The organism is Actinomadura sp. NPDC000600 (assembly GCF_040492135.1).
Lineage (GTDB): Bacteria > Actinomycetota > Actinomycetes > Streptosporangiales > Streptosporangiaceae > Spirillospora.
The window spans coordinates 48,845-64,783 of record NZ_JBEUPD010000003.1 but is presented as its reverse complement, the minus strand read 5'-3'; the positions used below and the strand labels follow the sequence as shown (position 1 = coordinate 64,783).

Genomic DNA, 15,939 nt, shown 5'->3' with positions numbered 1-15,939 from the left:
AAGGCCTGACTCGAAGTGGCCTCGGCCACGCGCGCGAACGCGTGACCTGCCCGGTGGAGCGAAGCCGGAGGCGAGCGGAACCGGGCAGATCGCGAAGCGATGCCGCGTTCGCCCAGGCCCGGTCACGTAGCGAGCCGCCAGGCGAGCGGAGTGGGCCGGGACTGTGTAAACACAGCCGCCAGGCGAGCGAAGTGGGCCGGGACTGTGTAAACACAGCTAGCTGGTCAGGCGGACGGGCATGGCCAGGTAGCGGTAGCCGGTGTCGGCGCCTTCGGCGGCGGCGGCGGACTCGTCGTCGTCCTTCTTGTCGGGGATGGCGGTGAGGAGGGCGGCCTTGGTCGGACCCGAGCATTCGAGGCGGGCGTACTCGGTGTCGATGCCCGCGAGGCCGTCCAGCAGGTACTGGGGGGCGAACGCGATGTCGATGTCCTCGCCGTCGAGGCGGACACCGAGGCTCTCGTTGGCGCGGGCGGAGTCGCCGGTGGCGGCGCGGACGCGGACCTCGTCGGCGGTGAAGGCCAGCCGGACCGGGGTGCCGCGCTCGGTGACGAGGGCGGCCCGCTTGATCGCCTCGACGAACGGGGCGACCGGGATCTCGGCGACCGAGGTCCAGGTGCCGGTGAGCCGCGACCGGTAGTTGATGTACTGGTCGTCGAGGAGGCGGCTGGTCATGCTGCGGCCGCCGCCGGAGATGCCGATGAGGGTGTCGGCGGTGCCGCCGAGGCCGATGGACACGTCGGCGCCGCGCCTGATCGCCTTGGCCGTGTCGGCGAGTGTGCGGGCGGGGACGACGACACCGGCGGTGAACTCGGGGTCCTCCGGGGACCAGGTCAGCTCGCGGGCGGCGATGCGGTAGCGGTCGGTGCAGGCGAGCCACATCGTGTCGCCCTCGATGTCGATCCGGACGCCGGTGAGCATGGGCAGGGTGTCGTCGCGCCCGGCGGCGGGGGTGACCTGCGCGACGGCGGCGGCGAACAGCTCGCCGGGGACGGTGCCGGCGACGGCGGGCGGCTCGGGGAGGGTGGGGTAGTCCTCGACGGGGAGCGTGAGGAGGCCGAACTCGGCGGGGCCGCAGCGGACGACGACCTCGGAGCCCTTGGTGAAGACGTCGACGGGCTCGCTCGGGAGGTTGCGGACGATGTCGGACAGCAGCCGCCCGGGGACGAGGACGCGGCCCGGCTCCGCCACGGCCGCCTCGTCGGTGGCGTGGGCGGACACCTCGTAGTCGAACGCGGCGAGGGTGAGCTCGCCCCCGTCGGTGACCTCGATGAGCATCCCCGCGAGGATGGGGAGCGCGGGACGTGCCGGCAGCGTCCGCGCGGCCCACGCCACGGCGTCGGCGAACGTCTGGCGGTCGACTCGGAACTCCACTCGATCAGCCCTTCTCAGGTCGGACGGCCTTCACGAGCACGCTAACCCCCGCCTCGGACATTCCTCCGCGCGGGTCAGAACAGCGCGTTCTCGGAGGCCCTGGTCTTGCGTTCGAAGTCGAGGAGGTAGCGCTTGCGGTCGAGGCCGCCGCCGTAGCCGGTGAGAGACCCGGTGGACCCGACGACGCGGTGGCAGGGGACGATCACGCCGACCGGGTTGCGCCCGTTGGCGAGGCCGACCGCGCGGGACGCGGACGGGCTGCCGATCTCGACGGCGAGTTCGCCATAGGTGACGGTCTGGCCGTAGGGGATCTCCTGGAGCGCCGCCCAGACGCGCTGCTGGAAGGGCGTCCCGTGGAGGCGGAGCGGCAGGTCGAACTCGGTCAGTTCGCCCGCGAAGTACGCGGCGAGTTGCTCGGCGACGGTCGCGAAGGGGTCGTCCCCCGGGTCGCCGGGTGCGCCGAAGGTCTCCTGGGACGGGCGGTGCCGCTGCATGTCCATGTAGAGCCCGGACAGGGCACCGTCGGTCGCGACCAAGGTGAGCGGCCCTACGGGGCTTTCCATGACGACGTGCGTTGTTTCCACGGCGGTTCCTTCAGTTCGCGGGGAGCAGGTTGATGGGGTGGTCGAGGGTGGCCCACAGGTACTGGACGGCGTAGGCGCGCCATGGCCGCCATTGTGCGGCGCGCCGGGTGAGGGCCGCAGGAGTCGCGGGGAGGCCGAGCGTCGCGGCGGCGGCCCGGATGCCCAGGTCGCCTGGGATGAACGCGTCCGGGTCACCGAGGGCACGCATGGCGATGCTCTCGACGGTCCACGGACCGAAGCCCGGGAGGGCCGACAAGCGCGCGCGGGCCTCGTCCCAGTCGCTCCCTACGCCGAGGTCGACCTCCCCCTTGGCGAGGGCGTCGACAAGGGTCGTGAGGGTGGTGCGGCGGGTCTTGGGGAAGGCGAGGGTCTTCGGGTCGAGTTCGGCAAGGGCGGCAGGGGTCGGGAACAGGTGCGTCAGCCCGCCGCCCGGGTCGTCTATGGGGTCGCCGTAGGCGGTGACCAGGCGCGCCGCATGGGTGCGGGCCGCGGCCGTCGACACCTGCTGGCCGAGGACGGCGCGGACGGCGAACTCGGGGGCGTCCACGGTGCGGGGCACGCGCCGCCCAGGGGCCTTGTCGATGAGAGGGGCGAGGACGGGGTCGGTGCGGAGCAGGTCGTCCACGGCGACGGGATCGGCGTCGAGGTCGAGCATCCAGCGGCAGCGGCTGATGGCGATCGGGAGGTCGCGCAGGTCGCTGAGGCCGAGCGTGCAGGCGACGTGGTCGGGCTGGGGACGCAGGGTGGCGATGCCGTGTCCGTGGGGCAGCCGCATGGCGCGGCGGAACGAGCCGTCCCGCCATTCCTCGACGCCTGGGACGGCGGTGGCCGCGAGGTGCCCGAACAGGTTGTCCGGGCACAATGGGGCCCGGAACGGCAGCCGCAGCGACAGCGCACCGGGCCCGGCCGGCGGGTGCCCCTTGGCGACGCGGTCGCGCAGCGCGGACGGGGTGAGGGCGAACACCTCTCGGACGGTGTCGTTGAAGGCGCGGATGCTGGCGAACCCCGCCGCGAACGCCACGTCGCCCATGGGAAGGGCCGTCGTCTCGATGAGCAGCCGAGCCGTCTGCGCGCGCTGGGCCCGTGCCAGGGCGAGTGGACCAGCGCCCAGTTCGGCGCTGAGCTGACGCTCGATCTGGCGCGTGCTGTAGCCGAGCCGTGCGGCGAGCCCGGGAACGCCATCCCGGTCGACGACGCCGTCCGCGATGAGGCGCATCGCCCTGGCCACGACGTCCGCGCGGTGGTTCCACTCGGGGGAGCCTGGGGACGTGTCGGGGCGGCACCGCTTGCAGGCACGGAACCCCGCCTGCTGGGCGGCGGCGGCGCTCGGGTAGAAGCGCATGTTCTCCGGCTTGGGCGGCACCACGGGGCAGCTTGGACGGCAGTAGATCCCCGTGGTCACGACCCCGGTGAAGAACCATCCGTCGAAGCGGGCGTCCTTCGACTGGACGGCCCGCACGCACCTTTCCACGTCCTCGTGCATGCCTCCAGCATCACCGATGGTCAGGGGGATCCACTGGCGGGAATCCGACATCATCGTCGCGGTCCGGGCCGCCGGAGGCGCGGGCATGACCTCCCAGGTAATCGATCTTCCGTCGCGGACCCGGCAGCGTAGGGGTCATCGGGGCGACGAACCCGAACGATCAGACGGGAGTCATGACATGAGCGATGTGCAGCAGCGGGTCGAGCGCTACCTGGCCGTGTGGAACGAGACCGACCCGGCCGCCCGGCGCGCCGCGATCGACGAGCTGTGGACGGAGAACCCGGTCTACGTCGACCCGCTCGGCGTCGCCGAGGGGCGGGACGCGATCGACGCGTTCGTCGGCGCCGCGCAGCAGCAGTTCCCCGGCCTGGTGTTCCGCGGCGCGGGGACGGTGGACGCCCACCACAACGTGGCCCGCTTCACCTGGGAGCTCGGCCCCGAGGGCGGCGAGGCGATCGTGGTCGGCTTCGACGTGGCGACGTTCGACGACGAGGGCCGGTTCGACCGGGTGACCGGGTTCCTCGACAAGGTCCCGTCCTGACCTCTGCCTGCGATGGGGGGCCGGCGTGCCGGACGCCCGCGACGTCCGGCACGCCTCGTTCAGAGTTGCCGCAGCGCTCCCCCGTCCACGGCCCATTCGGCGCCCGTGACCTGGGCGGCCAGCGGTGACAGCAGGAAAGCGATGACCCGTGCGACGTCCTGGGGCGTGCCAAGGCGTCCGGTGGGGAGGCGCCGTTCGTCCTGGACGAATCGCTGGATCGCCTCCTCCACCGGTAGGCCGTACTGGTCGGCCAGCTGGTCGGCGAACCCTCCGGGCTCGTCCCAGAGGCGCGTACGGGTGGGGCCGGGCGCGACGACGTTGGAGCGGATGCCGCACCGGCCGAACTCCCCCGCAAGCGTCTTGGACACCGACAGCAGCGCCGTCTTGGACGCCGCATAGTCGACCAGAGGCGTATCGGGAAACCGTGCGGCCTCGCTGGAGACGTGCACGATGCTCCCCGCACCCTGGTCGATCAGCGCGGGCAGCGCGGCTCGGGCCATGCGCACGGCCGCATGCAGGTTCAGCTCGAACGTCGCATGCCATTGGGCGTCGGTGACGTCGAGGAACCCGATCCGGGATTCGAGGGCGCCCGCGTTGTTGACCAGGCCGTCCAGGCGCCCGTGCCGTTCCAGGGCGATGTCCACGACGCGTTGGGCCGCCTCAGGCCGGGTGAGGTCGGCGGCCACGTCGACGGGGGAGCGCGCCACCCGGACGGCGTGGGCGCCCTCGCGGGTGAGGAGGTCGGCGGTCGCCTCACCGATCCCGGCGGACGCGCCGGTCACGATGTAGACCCTGCCTTCGAGTTCGAGATCCATGGCGTCCCCCTAGGACCGGCGCAGGAACGCCCCGGCGAGGGCCGCGCCTGCAAGGACGATCGCGACGTTCACCGCCGTCGCCGTGTGGACGCCGCCCAGGACGGACGCGTTCGCGGTGGCGACGGCGCTCATCACAGGGATGCCGAGCGTGATCGCGACCTGCTGCGTCATCGTGGCGAGCCCGGTCGCGAGGCCCTGCTCACCGTCCGGCAGCCCCGACGTCGCGATCCCCATGAACGCGACGATGGCGACGAGGTTCCCGAATCCCCCGATCGCGGTGGCGACGAGCAGCAGCCCCAGGCTTCCGCGCGTCTCCCCCAGGCCCAGCAGCGCGGCGGTCGCGGCGGCCTGCAGGACGAGCCCGGACACGAGCGTCCCCCGGCCGCCGAGCCGCCCCATGACGCGGGGCGCGGCGACGCCTCCGGCGAACGTCCCGGCGCCGAGGACGCCGAGCGCCAGCCCGGTCGCCAGCGGCGAGAAGTCCAGGACCTTCTGGAGGTAGATCGTCATCAGGAACACCAGCGACGTCTCCGTGGCGAACGCGACGAACCCGCCCACGTTGCCCCAGGTGACGGTGCGCCGCGTGAGGACGTTCAGCGGCGCGAGCGGAGCCGGCGAGCGCCGCTCGACCAGCACGAACGCGACGAGAAGCAATGCGGCGGCGGCCAGCGTGCCGAGCGCGGCGGGGGACCCCCACCCTGCCGACCCGGCGGAGGTGATCCCGTAGACGAGGGCGAGGAGGCCGCCGGTCACGGTCACCGCGCCCGGAACGTCCAGCCTCGCCCTGTCCCTGGAACGGCTCTCCGCGACCACGGCGGGCGTGACCGCGAAGATCAGCACCGCCACCGGGACGTTGACCAGGAACGCCCAGCGCCAGCTCAGCAGGTCGGTCAGCAGCCCGCCGAGGATCGCGCCGACGGTGAACCCGGCCGACATCAGCGCGCCGCTGAGCCCGAGCGCCCGCGTCCGCATCGGCCCCTCCGGGAACGACGTGGTGAGCAGCGAGAGGGCGGCAGGCGTGGCGATCGCCGTGGCCAGGCCCTGGAGGACGCGTCCGGTGAGCAGCACCGCCGGGGACGTGGCCAGCCCGCCGATCAGCGAGCCTCCGGCCAGGAGCGCCATGCCCAGGAGCAGCATCCGGCGCCGCCCGGCCAGGTCGGCCACACGGCCGAACAGCAGCGTGAACCCGGCGGCGGGCAGGGCGAACGCCGTGGCGATCCATTGGAGTTCGTCCAGTCCGAAGCCCAGTCCGCGACCGACTACGGGCAGCGCGACGTTCAGGATGGAGAAGTCGATGGCGAGCATGAACTGCGCGCCGAGCAAGAGGGTCAGAACCAGCTTGTGCCGTGACGACATCCGCTCTGGAGGAGCGGACACGGCGGTAGTGAGTGCGGTCATGGCAGAGACCCTCGTCGCGTTGGCCCCACCTACCCAGTCCCCGCCCGTTCGTACCACTCCCAGTAGCAGGCTCAGCGACCTCGGAGGGAGAACCAACCTGGCTCCCTGGCGTGACGGCCGTCCGGCACCCGTTTCCTTAGGCTCAGCAGCGTCCAGCCAGACCGACCAGGAGGATTCCCTTGCGTGGCAAGCTTTCTGCCCTCGCCCTAGCCGCGGTCGGCGTGACCGCACTCAGCGCATGCGACGTGGCATTCGCTTCCACCTACGAGGACGACGCCACGCTGAAGGGCAAAATCACCGCTGTGCGCCTGGACGACATCGGATCGGGCGGTGTGACGCTGCACGGTGGCTCGTCCAAGACGTCCCTGCACCGCACCATCAAATATCGCGGTGACAAGCCCGATGGGCCAACGCACCGCATCGAGAACGGCGTCCTGACGCTGCACGGCTGCGGCTCCCGCTGCTCGGTGAGCTACACCCTCGAACTCCCGGCCGGCCTCCCGGTGTCGGGCAGCACCTCGAACGGCTCCATCACCCTGTCCAAGGTGGGCGCGGTGGACGTGTCCACCCACTCGGGCTCGGTCCACCTGGACGGCGTCGCGGGGCCGGTCAAGGCCAGGACGTCCAACGGCAAGATCCGGGGGAGCGGCCTCAAGGGCGGCATCGAGGTCGAGACGTCCAACGGCTCGATCACCCTGACGCCCGGTTCGCCGCAGAACGTCCGCGCGAAGACGTCCAACGGCGACATCACGCTCACCATGCCGCAAGGGCGCTACCGCGTCAGCGCCGACACCAACAACGGCGACAAGAAGCTCGGCGTCCCGAACGACTCCTCCGCCCGGTACCTGCTCGACCTGAGCACCAGCAACGGCGACATCACCACCAAGACCGCCTGACGCACGGGCGGTCAGGTCAGCGCGTTCAGGCGGGTGACGGCGTACTGCCGCATCTTCTCGTCGTGCAAGGAGTCGGCGACGTCACGCGCCTGCTCGTACCTGGCGATGGCCTCGCTCTTTGCGCCGGTGTCGCGGAGGCACCCGGCGAGCTTGCACAGCGTCCATCCCTCCATGAGCCGATCCCCCGTCCGGGTGGCGACGCCCAGCGCGGCTTCCAGGGCGTCCTTGGCGCGGTCGTGCTTCCCGCGCCCTCGGGCGGACTCGCCGAGGTCGTACCAGACCCAGCCCGCGCGGCGGAGGTCACCGGCCGCCTCCGCGGCATGGGCGGCGTCCAGGAACAGGGACTCGGCCATCTCAGGATCATTCAGCTTCAACAGGGCGCGCGCCTGCCCCACCAGGGCCTCAACATGGATCTCCGGGTGGTCGACGGAGGCGATCACGGCCTCGTTGTAGAGGTCATTGGCGGCCTCGGCGTCGCCACGTGCCAGAGCGAGTCCGCCGAGATTGCACAGATTCCACGCCTGGAGCACGGTGTCGCCGACCTCCTCGGCAGCGGCGAGCGCCGCGGCGAAGGCCTCTCCGGCCGGCCCGTCCTCCCCGCGTTGGCGCAGGCAGACGCCGAGTCCGTCCAGCGCCCAGCCCTCGTCCTGGCGGGCCCCGACGGCGGCGGACGCGTCCCGGGCCTGCTCGAACAGGCCCTCGGCGCGGTCGAGCCTGCCCGAGGAGCGGGCGGCGTGCGCCTGGTCCAGCAGGCTGCTCGCCGCCAGGACGCGGTCTCCGGCCGCGACGGCGATCGCGTGGAGGCCGAACGCGATGCCCTCCGCGCGGGCGTGCTCGTGCGCGGCGCGGGCGTCCGCGTAGGCGGCCTGGAGCTGCTCCACCTGCGGGCGGCGGGTCATGGCCTCGCGGAGCGACCGGACGGACGGCCGGTCCGCCGGGTCCTTCGCGAGCGCCCGGCGGACGATGTCGCGCAGCCAGCCGGGAACCCCCGTCAGGTCGGGCTCCAGGTTGTAGATCTGGCTGATGATCGCCGGTGCCGAGTCCGCCGGGAAGCAGGGCCGTCCGGTCGCGGCGTAGGCCATCACGGCGCCCCAGCCGAAGACGTCCGCCGCCCCGGTCGGCTTCCTGTTCTCCAGGACCTCGGGCGCGATGTAGCGCAGGGTGCCGACCGGCCTGGTCGTGATGCGGGTGCTGTCGACGTGGTGGGCCACGCCGAGGTCGATGAGCACCGGCTCCCCGCCCGCGATGACGATGTTGGCCGGTTTGACGTCCCGGTGGACGAGCCCGGCCCCGTGGACGGCGTCGAGGGCCTGCGCAAGCCCGAGCCCCAGTCGGAAGAGGTCCTCCGACCCGAGCGGGCCGCCCGCCATGACCGCGTCCAGGGATCGCCCCTGGACGTACTCGGTGACCAGGTAAGGGGTCGGGCCCGCGAGGTCCGCGTCCACGAACGCGGCGACGTTGGGGGCCGCGACCTTGCGGAGCGCGGCGACCTCGCGCTCGAACCTGCGGCGCCCGTCCTCGCTCTGGTCGGCGAGCCCGTTCATCGTCTTCACCGCGACGATCCGCCCGTCCGGCGCGCGTCCCAGATGGACGGCCCCCATGCCGCCCTCGCCCAGTTCGCACAGCAGCTCGTACGGCCCGAACCGTCGTGGGTACATCCGGCCCCCCGCCACATGTCAGGACAAGTGGGGACAACGGTAACGCGCGCGGCGGCCCCGGATAGCCTCGGCGGCATGGCGCGCAATGGCGAACTCGGCGAGTTCCTCAAGTCGCGGCGGGCGCGGCTGCGTCCCGAGGACGCCGGCCTCCCCACGTACGGGACGCGGCGGCGCGTGCCCGGGCTGCGGCGCGAGGAACTGGCGCAGCTGGCCGGGGTCAGCGTCGCGTACTACATCAGACTGGAGCAGGGCACCGCCGACGGCGTGTCCACCGAGGTCCTGGACGCGATCTCGCGGGCGCTGCGGCTGGACGGCGACGAGCACGCCCACCTGCACCGGCTCGCGCACCCGCCGCGCCGCGCGCCCATCACCGCGCCTCCCCGCCTGCGCGCCCCGCTCCAGCACCTGCTCGACTCGTTCACCCACGCGCCCGCCTACGTGGTCGGGCACTACACGAACGTGGTCGCGTGGAACCGGCTCACCGCGGCCGTGTTCGTCGACCTGGCGAGCGTCCCGCCGGACGAGCGGACCTGGTCCCACCAGATCCACCTGAACGCCGACTACCAGGCCCGGCTCGGCGACAACTGGCCGACGGTGGCCCGGCGCAACGCCGCCTACCTGCGGTTCCGCTCCGGCCAGGACCCGGACGACCCGCACCTGCGCGCGGTCATCGACTGCCTGCGCGAGCGGAGCCCGGAGTTCGGCCGCCTGTGGTCGGCCCACCACGTCACGGACCTGACGCACGGCGAGGCCCGCATCGACCACCCAGAGGTGGGACGGCTCGTCCTGCCGTTCGAGACCCTGCACCTGCCCGGTGACCCCGACCTCAGCCGCCTCATGCTCTACGCGGCCGAACCGGGCTCCCCCTCAGAGAGGGCCCTGCGCAAGCTGGCCGAGACCTCCACCCACCTCTCCAGCGCCGACCTCACCTAACGCGGCCGGTACTGGCTCATTGGGCGGCTGTGTGGAAGTGGGCGTCTCGGTCGGCGGTGGCTAGGGCCGTGTTGAGGAAAGCCACCACCGCGAAGGCGATGCCCGCCGTCGGGTGGCCGACGCCGTAGAGGGCTAGGGCGCCGGCGCCGAACACGACCGCCTTCACCAGGAGGACGAGCGGAAGCGCGATTTTGAAGCGGGCCCGTGGCGCGGCGAACATCCCCCACAGGATGATCGCGGCTGCCGGTGCCGCGAGGCCGAGGACGATGTTGACCAGGACGTTTCCGGTCGCTGTAAAGCCCCACCACGCGAGCGCGGCGATGGCGACGAGTTCCAGCAGGAAGGCGAGGCCTTCGTTAAGGGCATGCAATGGCCCGGGTAGACGCACGCCGATACGGTACCCCTGTGGACGAGATCTCCTGGCAGGAGGACGGCCGGGACCATCGCGTCCGCTGGCGGTCGGAGAGCGGAGCGCCGCCGCCGCGCCGCGTGATGGTCGCCGACGACGAGACGCGCGCGGACCACGCCTACCGCCTGGCCTGCGAAGGCACGGCGCTGCTGTGGCGCGGCGACTTCCAGAACGCGCGGCAGCTCCTCAAGGCCATGGCACGCCGTATCGACCGTCCACCACGGCGACGTAGGAACAAGCCCGAACCGGAGCGGGCGCAAGCGTTCCACCTCTACCGCCAGGCACGCGCCCAGCGCGCGCGGACGCTCGGCATGCTGCTCATACCGTTCGACCCCGGCCATGTGATTCCGCTGCGGCGCGCACCGGACGTCCAGGACGCCTGCACGGAGGCCTACGGTCCGGACGACCAGCCCTACGTCGCATCACTGCGTGAACTGCTCGGCCTGATCGGCGCCCACGAATGGCATGAGAAGGGCGTTCCGATCCCCGCGCTGGGCGGCGACCGCATCCATCCGCACTACGGCGTCTTCTCGCCCATCAGGGGCGAGTACGTGGACCTGGTGGGCGAGGCACCGCTGCCGTCCACGCAAACGGCGTTCGACGTAGGAACCGGTACGGGTGTCCTAGCTGCGGTCCTGGCTCGTCGGGGCGTCGAGCACGTTGTCGCTACTGACCAGGACCCACGCGCGCTGGCCTGCGCCCAAGAGAACGTCGACCGGCTCGGTGTGAACGTCGAGGTCGTCCAAGCCGACCTCTTCCCGGAAGGGCGCGCCGGTCTCGCCGTCTGCAATCCGCCCTGGGTCCCGGCCAAGCCGAGCACGCCGCTGGAGCACGCCGTCTACGACCCGGGCAGCCGGATGCTGCGCGGTTTCCTGGCCGGCCTCGCCGACCATCTGGAACCGGGCGGGGAAGGCTGGCTGATCCTGTCCGATCTGGCCGAGCACCTGGGGCTCCGCACGCGCGACGACCTCCTGGAGATGATCGCCTCGTCCGGCCTGCGGGTCGCGGGCAGGCTCGACACCGCGCCGCGCCATCCGCGCGCCGCCGACCCGGGCGACCCGCTCCACGCGGCCCGCGCCGCCGAGACCACGTCGCTGTGGCGGCTCACCGCGGGGTGAACGCGGGTCAGACGTGGCTGCGGTGCGCGGTCTCGGGGCCGATGACGCGCAGCAGGTCGAGGGCCTCGATGCTGTCGGTGCCGGGCGGCGGCGTGAAGACGAAGAGCCGCTGGTCCTCGGCGGGGGTCAGCAGCGCCTCGGTGTCGAACTCGATGGGGCCGATCTCCGGGTGCACGACCTTCATCCGGCTGGTGCGCGGAACGGCGACCTCGTGCCGCTCCCAGAGCCGGGTGAACTCGGCGCTGGCCGCGTGCAGCCGTCCGACCAGCGCTGACGCGGCGGCGTCGTTGCCCCGGCGCGCGACGGCAGCGCGCAGGTTGGCGACGTGCCGGCGGCCGTGCTGCTCGTGCTCCTCCTCCGGGTACGCCTCCCGGACGAACGGGTCGGTGAACCACCGCAACACGATGTTCCGATCGGGCTCCTCCACCGTGCAGACGCACCCGAAGAGGGCCTCGGACAGGGCGTTCTGCGCCAGCAGGTCGCCGAGGTCGCCGATGATCTGCGCCGGCGTCTCGTGCAGCCGGTCCAGCAGGTAGAGCATGCTCGGCCGGACGTACTCGCCCGCGAACGGCCCGGCGGGCGGGCGGTGCCCGGCGAGGACGTGGAGATGGTCGCGCTCGTCGATCGTCAGCCGCAGCGCGCGGGCCAGCGCGCCGAGCAGCTGGGTGGACGGCTGCGGGCTGCGGGCCTGCTCGAGGCGCATGTAGTAGTCCGCCGACATCCCGGCGAGCTGGGAGACCTCCTCCCGGCGCAGCCCCGGCGTGCGTCGCCTGGGGCCCGCCGTCAGGCCGACCTCCTGCGGGCGGAGCCGCTCGCGGGAGCGGCGGAGGAAGTCGGCGAGCTCCTTGCGGTCCATCTCCATGCACCCATGATTCCGCGCCGTCCCGGATGTCCGTAGAGCTGAGACTGGGACCGGTTGTCCTAGCCAGAGTGGTCCGCTCCTCATCGCGGCCGGGCGCTGGCAGCGTCGATGACGTCCGGAAACGACAGCGACCGAAGGACGGCCGACCATGCCGAAGCTCACCGTTGGAAACACCACCGTCCCCTACCGCGTCGAGGGCTCGGGACCCGCCCTCGTCCTCGTGCACGGCGTCGGGCCCGGCTCCTCCATGTGGGACCTCATGCTCGACCGGTTCACCGATCATCGCACCGTCCTGCTGCCCGACCTCGGCGGCAGCGACCCCGCCGAGGACGACGGCTCCCCGCTGACCATGGAGGCGCTCGCCGGGCAGGTCAACGCCGTGATCGAGGACGCTGGGGCGGGCCCCGCCGACGTGGTCGGGTTCTCGCTCGGCGCGCCGACCGCAGCGGCGGCCGCGGCGCTGCGCCCGGACCTCGTCCGGCGCCTGGTGACCGTTGCGGGGCTTTCCCACTCGGGGGACGAGTACATCCAGCAGCACATGTCCCTCTGGCTCGGGCTGGCCCGCGACCCGGAAAGTTTCGGACGTTTCGCGACCCTCACCGCGCTCAGCGGCACGTTCCTCAACCAGATCGGCCACGACGCGGTGGAGCAGCAGCACGCGTTCATGGGCCGGCCGGACGACCGGCTGCGGCAGATCGAACTCGTCAAGCGGCTCGACATCCGGCCGCTGCTGCCCCGGATCACGGCGCCCACGCTGGTGATCGGGGCGACCCGCGACCAGACCGTCCCCGTAGGGAACCACCGGGAGCTGTTCGCGAGCATCCCCGGCAGCGAGTACACCGAGCTCGACACCGGCCACGTCGTCATGGCGGAGCGGCCCGACGAGTTCGTCAAGCTCGTCCGGGACTTCCTCGACCGCGCCTGACCCCCGCGCGCCGGGGCCGCTCAGCCGGGTGCCCCGGATACCGGGCTGGGCGGTCCCTGGTTACCGTGCGCGCGCCCCGAGCAGTATGGAGAGCATGCGTCCCATCGACCAGCAGACCATCCTCATCACGGGCGCGACCGACGGGCTCGGCCGCGCGCTCGCCGCCGAACTGGCCGCCGAAGGCGCCACGGTCCTCGTCCACGGGCGGGACGACCGCCGCGGCGAGGCGACCCTCAAGGAGATCGGCGGCAGCGCCTCCTGGTATCGCGCCGACCTGTCGTCGCTCGCCGAGACCCGCGCGCTCGCAGCGGCCGTCCGCGCCGACCACCCGCGGCTGGACGTGCTCGTCAACAACGCGGGCATCGGCACCGACGGCCCGCGGGAGGAGAGCGCGGACGGCCACGAGCTGACGTTCCAGGTGAACTACCTGTCCGGCTACCTGCTGACCCGGCTGCTGCTGCCCACCCTGGCCGCCTCGGCGCCGGCGCGGATCGTCAACGTCAGCAGCCTCGGCCAGCAGGCCATCGACTTCGACGACGTGATGATCACCCGCGGGTACAGCGGGACGCGGGCGTACTGCCAGAGCAAGCTCGCCCAGATCCTGTTCACGATCGACCTCGCCGCCGAGCTGGCCGGGACGGGCGTCACCGCGAACGCCCTGCACCCGGCCACCTACATGCCGACCAAGATGGTGTCCTCGCCGATCAGCACCCTCGAGGAAGGCGTCCGGGCGACCCACCGCCTCGTCACCGATCCCGCCCTGGACGACGTGTCCGGCCGCTTCTTCAACGGGCTCCGGGAAGCGCGCGCGGACGCCCAGGCCTACGACCCCGACGCCCGCGCCCGCCTGAAGGCGATCTCCGACGAGCTCACCTCCCCCTGAACCGGCGAAAGAACTCCCGGACATCGGCAGTGAGCAGCTCCGGCGCCTCGACGGCCGGGAAATGCCCGCCGCGCTCGAACTCCGTCCAGTGGACGACGTCGTAGACGCCCTCCAGGCGCCGCCTCACCGGCCGGACGAGATCGTGCGGGAACACCGCGATCCCGATCGGAACGGGGCACGGAACCGGCGGGCCGCCCCGCTGGGCGTTCGCCCTGTGCAGCCTGGCGGAGGACCCGGCCGTGCCGGTGATCCAGTAGAGCATCACCGTCGTCAGCAGGCGGTCGTCGTCGATGCCGCTCGCGGGGTCCGTCCACTCGGTCACCTTGTCGGCGATCCAGGCGAGCTGGCCGACGGGGGAGTCGGTCAACCCGTACGCGACGGTCTGGGGACGGGTCACCTGCATCTGCCAGTAGCCGGCTGGGTTCGCCAGATACTCCCTCTGGCTCGCCAACCGCTCCTTGTCGTCCGGCGACAGATCGTCGTCGTCGCCTGGGGGCGACCCCATGTAGTTGAAGTGGACGCCCACGACCCGGTCAGGCGCCACCGCTCCGAGCGCGTTCGAGATGGGCCAGCCCCAGTCGCCGCCCTGCGCGCCGTAACGCTCGTAGCCGAGCCGTTCCATCAGCGTGGCCCACGCTCGCGCGATGCGGTGCACGTCCCATCCGGCCTCGCGGGTCGGCCCGGAGAGGGTGAACCCCGGAAGGGACGGGATCACGAGGTGGAACGCGTCGGCGGGATCGCCGCCGTGCGCGCGCGGGTCGGTGAGCGGCCCGATCACGTCCAGGAAGTCCGCGACCGTGCTGGGCCAGCCGTGCGTGATGATCAGCGGCAGCGCGTCCGGCTCCGGCGACCGGACGTGCAGGAAGTGGATGTTCGTCCCGTCGATCTCGGTCGTGAACTGCGGGAACGCGTTGAGCCTCGCCTCCTGCGCCCGCCAGTCGAAGGCCGTCCGCCAGCGCTCGGCCAGCTCCTTCACGCGGCCGAGCGGGATGCCGTGGTCCCATCCGATGCCGGGCAGCTCGTCCGGCCACCGCGTCCGGTCCAGCCGCGCGGCGAGGTCGTCGAGGTCGGCCTGCGGAACCGCCACGCGGAACGGCGTGATCTCAGACATTCGCGGCCTCCCAGATCGGACGGGCCTCGACCCGCGTGAGGCGCCAGCCGTCCGCCGTCCGGGCGGCGCGCAGTTCGTAGCGCTCACCGAGCATGCGCAGGCCCTCCTCGCGGGCGAAGACGACCAGGAGGTTCGCGCTGATCGCGGCCTGGTCGCCGTCCACGTCGACGAGCGGGCCGGTGATGAAGTGCTGGGTCGGCACGGTGTGGTTCTTGCGCGCCTGCGCGACGAGGGCGTCGACCCCCTTCGCGACGCCGCCCAGGGTGTGCGCCTCGGCGTCCTCGGCGAAGATGCCCCGCCCGTCGTCGGGGCACTTGTCGTCCAGCCACCGGCCCAGACGGCTGGCGAGCGCGGACAGTTCTGCACGGTCGTCCATGACTCCTCTTTCGTTGGTTGCGCCAACGTTGGCGCAACCAACAGTAGACGATTGTTGGCCCCACCAACAACCCTTAGACTGATCCGCATGACGACGTCCGACGCCCGGACGCCCGCGCGGCTCCGGCGCACCCCGAGCTGGCTGATCAATCTCGTCTCGGCGCACAGCCACCGCCTGGTCGCCGACGGGTTCGCCGCGGCCGGCGCCCGCGGCTACCACTTCCGGCTGCTCACCGCCCTGCACGAGTACGGCCCGTCCAGCCAGGCCGACCTCGGCCGCCGCTCGGGCATCGACCGCAGCGACGTGGTCGCCGCCGTGAACGAGCTGGCCGCGAAGGGCATGGTGGACCGCTCCCCCGACCCGTCCGACCGGCGCCGCAACGTCATCACGCTCACCCCGGAGGGCTCCCGCCACCTGGCGGAACTGGACGAGGTCGTGACCCGCATCCAGGACGACCTGCTCGCCCCGCTCTCGCCGGACGAACGCACCCGGCTCACGGAACTGCTGGCCCGCGTCGCCGACCACCACGCGGACAACCGCCGCTCCGGATAATCGTTGGCGGTCGTTGGGCGAACC

General features: G+C 72.3%; 17 protein-coding genes. 7 read left to right on the top strand and 10 right to left on the bottom strand.

Features of this window, described 5'->3' with window-relative positions; translation table 11 throughout:
• Nucleotides 1-216: 216 nt before the first annotated feature.
• From dnaN to ABWI07_RS05435, 3 genes are all read right to left on the bottom strand, one after another.
• Complete coding sequence (gene dnaN, locus ABWI07_RS05445; RefSeq protein ID WP_353817802.1) at nt 217-1,371, bottom strand: DNA polymerase III subunit beta; 1,155 nt, start codon at nt 1,369-1,371, stop codon at nt 217-219.
• 74 nt (nt 1,372-1,445) lie between these two features.
• Entirely contained in the window at nt 1,446-1,934 is a 489-nt protein-coding gene (locus ABWI07_RS05440; protein ID WP_502912802.1) for a methylated-DNA--[protein]-cysteine S-methyltransferase, read from the bottom strand.
• Between the two features lie 31 nt (nt 1,935-1,965).
• Nucleotides 1,966-3,438, bottom strand: a complete 1,473-nt coding sequence (locus tag ABWI07_RS05435) for an AlkA N-terminal domain-containing protein (protein ID WP_149262849.1) — start codon at nt 3,436-3,438, stop codon at nt 1,966-1,968.
• A gap of 178 nt (nt 3,439-3,616) precedes the next feature.
• Here ABWI07_RS05435 and ABWI07_RS05430 point away from each other — a divergent pair, with 178 nt between their 5' ends.
• Entirely contained in the window at nt 3,617-3,979 is a 363-nt protein-coding gene (locus tag ABWI07_RS05430) for a nuclear transport factor 2 family protein (protein ID WP_149262848.1), read from the top strand.
• Between the two features lie 59 nt (nt 3,980-4,038).
• Here the strand turns inward: ABWI07_RS05430 and ABWI07_RS05425 are convergent, their stop codons facing one another.
• On the bottom strand, nt 4,039-4,794 hold the full coding sequence (locus tag ABWI07_RS05425; protein WP_149262847.1) for an SDR family NAD(P)-dependent oxidoreductase: 756 nt from the start codon (nt 4,792-4,794) through the stop codon (nt 4,039-4,041).
• 9 nt (nt 4,795-4,803) lie between these two features.
• Nucleotides 4,804-6,192: an MFS transporter gene (locus ABWI07_RS05420; RefSeq protein ID WP_353817800.1), complete on the bottom strand. Its 1,389-nt coding sequence runs from the start codon at nt 6,190-6,192 to the stop codon at nt 4,804-4,806.
• 245 nt (nt 6,193-6,437) lie between these two features.
• On the opposite strand from ABWI07_RS05420, the gene ABWI07_RS05415 reads away from it, so the two are divergent.
• Nucleotides 6,438-7,088: a DUF4097 family beta strand repeat-containing protein gene (locus tag ABWI07_RS05415; RefSeq protein WP_200842245.1), complete on the top strand. Its 651-nt coding sequence runs from the start codon at nt 6,438-6,440 to the stop codon at nt 7,086-7,088.
• An 11-nt stretch (nt 7,089-7,099) separates the two neighbouring features.
• Here ABWI07_RS05415 and ABWI07_RS05410 read toward each other — a convergent pair whose 3' ends face one another.
• Entirely contained in the window at nt 7,100-8,746 is a 1,647-nt protein-coding gene (locus ABWI07_RS05410; protein WP_149262844.1) for a serine/threonine-protein kinase, read from the bottom strand.
• A gap of 75 nt (nt 8,747-8,821) precedes the next feature.
• Between ABWI07_RS05410 and ABWI07_RS05405 the strand changes: the two genes are divergently transcribed.
• On the top strand, nt 8,822-9,679 hold the full coding sequence (locus ABWI07_RS05405; RefSeq protein WP_353817799.1) for a helix-turn-helix domain-containing protein: 858 nt from the start codon (nt 8,822-8,824) through the stop codon (nt 9,677-9,679).
• Nucleotides 9,680-9,695: 16 nt separating this feature from the next.
• Here ABWI07_RS05405 and ABWI07_RS05400 read toward each other — a convergent pair whose 3' ends face one another.
• Nucleotides 9,696-10,067, bottom strand: coding sequence for a YrdB family protein (locus ABWI07_RS05400; RefSeq protein WP_353817798.1), 372 nt, complete (start codon nt 10,065-10,067; stop codon nt 9,696-9,698).
• A gap of 17 nt (nt 10,068-10,084) precedes the next feature.
• On the opposite strand from ABWI07_RS05400, the gene ABWI07_RS05395 reads away from it, so the two are divergent.
• Nucleotides 10,085-11,206, top strand: coding sequence for a methyltransferase (locus ABWI07_RS05395; RefSeq protein WP_353817797.1), 1,122 nt, complete (start codon nt 10,085-10,087; stop codon nt 11,204-11,206).
• A 7-nt stretch (nt 11,207-11,213) separates the two neighbouring features.
• Here ABWI07_RS05395 and ABWI07_RS05390 read toward each other — a convergent pair whose 3' ends face one another.
• Nucleotides 11,214-12,068, bottom strand: coding sequence for a helix-turn-helix transcriptional regulator (locus ABWI07_RS05390; protein ID WP_149262841.1), 855 nt, complete (start codon nt 12,066-12,068; stop codon nt 11,214-11,216).
• Between the two features lie 148 nt (nt 12,069-12,216).
• Between ABWI07_RS05390 and ABWI07_RS05385 the strand changes: the two genes are divergently transcribed.
• Both ABWI07_RS05385 and ABWI07_RS05380 read left to right on the top strand, forming a co-directional pair.
• A complete protein-coding gene (locus ABWI07_RS05385) occupies nt 12,217-12,993 on the top strand; it encodes an alpha/beta fold hydrolase (RefSeq protein ID WP_149262840.1) in 777 nt (258 codons plus the stop codon).
• A gap of 94 nt (nt 12,994-13,087) precedes the next feature.
• Nucleotides 13,088-13,876 carry an SDR family NAD(P)-dependent oxidoreductase gene (locus ABWI07_RS05380; RefSeq protein ID WP_149262839.1) on the top strand — a complete coding sequence of 263 codons (789 nt, stop codon included), beginning with the start codon at nt 13,088-13,090 and terminating at the stop codon, nt 13,874-13,876.
• On the opposite strand, the gene ABWI07_RS05375 is transcribed toward ABWI07_RS05380, so the two are convergent.
• Together ABWI07_RS05375 and ABWI07_RS05370 are read right to left on the bottom strand one after the other, a co-directional pair.
• Nucleotides 13,863-14,987 carry an epoxide hydrolase family protein gene (locus ABWI07_RS05375; protein ID WP_353817796.1) on the bottom strand — a complete coding sequence of 375 codons (1,125 nt, stop codon included), beginning with the start codon at nt 14,985-14,987 and terminating at the stop codon, nt 13,863-13,865. The two genes, ABWI07_RS05380 and ABWI07_RS05375, sit on opposite strands and share 14 nt — an antisense overlap.
• Entirely contained in the window at nt 14,980-15,363 is a 384-nt protein-coding gene (locus ABWI07_RS05370) for a nuclear transport factor 2 family protein (RefSeq protein ID WP_149262837.1), read from the bottom strand. The genes ABWI07_RS05375 and ABWI07_RS05370 overlap by 8 nt, the downstream gene beginning before the upstream one ends.
• 87 nt (nt 15,364-15,450) lie before the next feature.
• Here ABWI07_RS05370 and ABWI07_RS05365 point away from each other — a divergent pair, with 87 nt between their 5' ends.
• Nucleotides 15,451-15,915 (top strand): MarR family winged helix-turn-helix transcriptional regulator, encoded by a 465-nt coding sequence (locus tag ABWI07_RS05365; RefSeq protein ID WP_353817795.1) that lies wholly within the window; start codon nt 15,451-15,453, stop codon nt 15,913-15,915.
• The last annotated feature ends 24 nt before the right edge of the window (nt 15,916-15,939 follow it).